This window comes from Lactobacillus sp. UMNPBX17 (assembly GCF_002553735.1).
Classification (GTDB): Bacteria; Bacillota; Bacilli; order Lactobacillales; family Lactobacillaceae; genus Lactobacillus; species Lactobacillus gallinarum.
The window spans coordinates 1-2947 of record NZ_PCYT01000101.1 but is presented as its reverse complement, the minus strand read 5'-3'; the positions used below and the strand labels follow the sequence as shown (position 1 = coordinate 2947).

General features: G+C 35.5%; 5 protein-coding genes and 1 pseudogene. 1 reads left to right on the top strand and 5 read right to left on the bottom strand.

Translation table 11 applies throughout. The features are described from left to right. Positions 1 to 41: 41 nt before the first annotated feature. From CP368_RS09535 to CP368_RS09525, 3 genes are read right to left on the bottom strand one after another with little or no spacing between them, the layout of a single operon-like run. The gene (locus CP368_RS09535) at positions 42 to 221 is read right to left on the bottom strand and encodes a helix-turn-helix transcriptional regulator (RefSeq protein ID WP_098044319.1); all 180 of its coding nucleotides are present in this window, start codon (positions 219 to 221) and stop codon (positions 42 to 44) included. A 49-nt stretch (positions 222 to 270) separates the two neighbouring features. Further along, a complete protein-coding gene (locus CP368_RS10630; RefSeq protein WP_164480599.1) occupies positions 271 to 438 on the bottom strand; it encodes a hypothetical protein in 168 nt (55 codons plus the stop codon). Between the two features lie 10 nt (positions 439 to 448). Further along, the gene (locus CP368_RS09525) at positions 449 to 1003 is read right to left on the bottom strand and encodes a hypothetical protein (protein ID WP_087235635.1); all 555 of its coding nucleotides are present in this window, start codon (positions 1001 to 1003) and stop codon (positions 449 to 451) included. A gap of 156 nt (positions 1004 to 1159) precedes the next feature. On the opposite strand from CP368_RS09525, the gene CP368_RS09520 reads away from it, so the two are divergent. Further along, positions 1160 to 1810 (top strand): Crp/Fnr family transcriptional regulator, encoded by a 651-nt coding sequence (locus CP368_RS09520; protein WP_087176097.1) that lies wholly within the window; start codon positions 1160 to 1162, stop codon positions 1808 to 1810. A 44-nt stretch (positions 1811 to 1854) separates the two neighbouring features. Here CP368_RS09520 and CP368_RS09515 read toward each other — a convergent pair. Together CP368_RS09515 and CP368_RS09510 are read right to left on the bottom strand one after the other, a co-directional pair. Continuing rightward, positions 1855 to 2229: pseudogene (locus tag CP368_RS09515) on the bottom strand (hypothetical protein); the annotation flags it as partial. Between the two features lie 148 nt (positions 2230 to 2377). Beyond that, positions 2378 to 2647: a hypothetical protein gene (locus CP368_RS09510; RefSeq protein WP_087176096.1), complete on the bottom strand. Its 270-nt coding sequence runs from the start codon at positions 2645 to 2647 to the stop codon at positions 2378 to 2380. Positions 2648 to 2947: the final 300 nt, after the last annotated feature.

Below are 2947 nucleotides of genomic sequence, written 5' to 3'. Positions count from 1 at the left end.
CTTGGGCTTTTTTAATTATTTATTCAACTTACCGTAAAAAATTATACACTTAGCTCTGGCCAAAACAGATCATCTAAAGTCTTATCTAGTGCCTGACAAATTTTAATACACAAATTAACCGATGGATTGTAATTACCTTTTTCAATCGCCGAGATTGTCCGTCTTGAAACATCAACTTTCTTAGCTAATTGTTCCTGTGACCCATCCTTATCAGCTACCAATCAAAAAAGCCCGAAATTGTACCGCACTACAAATTTCAGGCTTTTTTTATTAAGCTTTTTTCTTATTAATCAAACAATAAACGAAAGAAACAATCGCTTCAGCTAGCATTGTTCCTGCCATCCAGTCCATTGCCGGCATCATTTTTCCGCTAAAGGTAAAATACGCGGTAATTAAGTAACAAATTAACCACAAAATCTTCAAAAAAATACTTTGCATTAAATTCACCTTAAGCTTTTTCAATCTTACCTGCAGCAATTGGCAAAGTTGTATGCGCATCATAGCTCATTACGCAACCACCAACGGTGTCAGGCAATTCAAGATCCTTTGGTACACCATGTACATAAACTACACGTTTATCTAATTGAAGATCTTCAGTGCCAAAGGCATCCTTGAACTTAGCTTGTAATTTTTCCAATGGAATATCAATTTCGTATTCGTAATGACCGTTTTCGTCTGCAACAGGATAACCATCGTGAGGGATGTTCATGTCTTGTGGCGCATCATCTAATGGCACCATGGTTGTACCTGATACTTCTTCAGTTTCTGGTAAATCAATGAAACCATCATGATTTTTATCCTGAGCCATAGTTGGAACATGTGCTTCCTTACCATCAGGAAAGCCGTGGAAGTGTTCCCAGTGTTCAATATTCTTAGGAGTATCGAACATTTCTACTTTGACATGAAGCTTGTCGCCATCTTCAGTAAATTCGGCGGTGCCATGAGCTTCGCAACCGATCTTATCTGCATTTAATGGGGTAATGTGTGCAATATATTTTTTCATCTTAATAATTCCTCTCTATACTATGATGTTTTAAAATTCATCATACAATCTTTGAGTAATAATTTGTTGTCTCAACACTTATCGTAATTAATTATAATTAAGAAGCTATTATGATAAAATTGATTTAAATCAAGAATTTTAGAAAAAATGATTTTTATGACAAAATATTCACCAATTGCTTGCTTAAGCAAAGCAGCCCTTTTTACTGATTTACCAATTGAATTAAAAGAAAAACTAGTAACCGTCTCCGAACACCAACAAAAATTTCCTAAAGGAAGTATCATTAGGCAACCTGACGACGGCAAAGATGGCATGATTGTCATCGATCAGGGAAAAGCAAAAGTCTACAATCTATCAAAAGATGGTAAAGAAGTTGTGCTAGGTATACTCCAAAAAGGTGATATCGAAGGCCAGCAACATTTATTCAAACAAAGCGAAAGTGAAAATTTTGTTGAAGCTGTGGAGGACACCTGGGTATGCTCAATTAATCGTGCTGATTTTCAAAACCTTTTGCAAAAAACACCGGATTTATCATTGAAGCTTTTAAATAATTTCGGTGAAAAATTAGTGGCAATTGAACACAATTCAGTGCTTAGAAATACTTTAGATGCCAAAGAACGGATATTGGCTTACCTAAATGACTTGGCCAATGAACAAGGTAAAAATGAAGTCAAATTAGAACTGAAGAAAAAGGACTTAGCCAGCTATTTGGGAATTACGCCGGAGACATTTAGCCGTAAGTTAAAAGAACTAGAAAAAGATGGCAAAATTGAAGTGCATGGACGCTGGATTAAGATGGAAAGATGAATTATGTAAAAAATAAAGCCCAGCAGATGCTGAGCTTATTTATTTTATTGCAAACCAAAAATTAATAGATTAGTTCCACCCACGTTCATTGAACCATCTTTTTTTAATTGTTTCAATGAACGTAAAACAAACTTTCTTTGATTACCATGCAACCTCTTAGCAGCCTTCATAGCAGCATTAAAGTCACGCTTGTTGTTTGCTTTCTTAAGACTAGTATTCAATCTATTAGCAATTCTCATAAGTGGCTTTTTCACATTCTTCATTGCTTTACTATTTAAGTAATAGTATTGCAAACCAGATTGAGTAGTCCAACTAGAATATTTCTTATCATTAGAAGCAACCAAATATACTGGTGCACCAGCACCGCGGCCCTTAACGTTAAGAACTTTTTCTATTTTAAACTTAACTTTTTGAACCTTAAATTCACACTATTTTGACATCATATTTACAAAAAAATAAAGCTTAACAAAGGTTGAGCCATGCTTTGATCAATAATTAAGATATTCCACTTCTAATTATAAGCTAAAAATCAGATAAACATACATATTAGTTAATTACAATTAAATCTCACTTCTCACTCACATAAACCTGATGACTTCGTGGAAACTCACGCTTAAAAGCCGCAGTGAAAGCATGCTTTGCTACATTATCAGCAATCGCAAATGTATTAACAGAATTCTCATATCCCTGCTCAGTTAATTTCATTTGCTCACCATCAACTTCAACTGTTAATGAACGATCTTTCTTCTTAGTAAGCAACACCACACGTTTTGATTCTTTGCTTTTCAATAGCTGTTTTATTAATGACTTTACTTGTTTAACTGGTATCTCACGCATAATTTTCACCCAGCAACACTTTTGCTCTTCGTCAACTACCCTAGACTGAAGTCTAGGGCTTAGTGGCTCGTTAGCTTACGCTAACCAGAACACCAACTTTCTTAGATACGGACTTGACTTACCAGCAGTAATCTTTTGACTATTGCCGATAGAGGTCGTCTAATTACCAAAGCCTTTTGAGTCCGCGAGTTGCTAGCGGACTGCAGCCCCGAATAAGGCTGCTTTTTTTATTTTAGGATTTTGCCACTTGCCTAATCCTTTTTCTAAGATGTTCACGGCCGCATTCCAATCACGAATATG